General features: G+C 71.2%; 1 protein-coding gene. It reads right to left on the bottom strand.

All coding sequences use genetic code 11. The features are described 5' to 3' along the window. Positions 1-621 (bottom strand): FAD binding domain-containing protein (locus H3O04_RS35620; RefSeq protein ID WP_442862863.1); only part of this gene is annotated, 621 nt, incomplete at both ends.

Raw genomic sequence — 621 nt, 5'->3', positions numbered from 1 at the left:
ACGCATCGCGCCGGGCGGCAGCGACCCGTCGCGCTGCGTGCCGTCGCGCGCAACGAACAGCGACGGCATCCGGTCGGATGCGAGACGCCGGTACCACACCCAGTTCACGCGCCGTTTGCCCGGTTCGATCGTGCCGTCGGCGCCGGGCACCAGATAGGTCAGGAACAGGTGCCGGTCGCCTTGCTGGAACGTGAAGCGTTCGCGCAGCAGAAGCAGCACCTGCTCGGGCAGCGCGCGTTCGTCGACGAGCCCGCGCCACGCGACATAGCCCGCATACGTCGGCCGCACGTCCGGCAGCAATTGCGCGCGCACGGTCGAGCGGCCGCCGTCCGCGCCGATCAGCAGGTCGGCCGTCTCGGCGCGGCCGCTCGCGAAATGCGCGACGATCCGCTCGCCGTCCGGTTCGAACCGCTCGAACGCGTCGCCCGCGTGGATGACGCTGGCGGGCAGCGCACGCTTGAGCGCCGTGTAGATCACGTTCCAGCCCGTCTGCGTCTGCGGCATCGCGAAGCGCTGCACGATCCGGTCGTGCGCATCGACGTAGATCCGGTCGATCGAATCGACGCCGGTCTCGCGCGGCAGCGGCACACCGCCGAACGCGAACGCGCGCTCGATCGGCGG

This window comes from Burkholderia sp. KCJ3K979 (genome assembly GCF_016759955.1).
GTDB classification, from domain to species: domain Bacteria; phylum Pseudomonadota; class Gammaproteobacteria; order Burkholderiales; family Burkholderiaceae; genus Burkholderia; species Burkholderia orbicola.
Note: the sequence above shows the minus strand (reverse complement) of the source record. Positions and strands in the feature narration are given on the sequence as shown.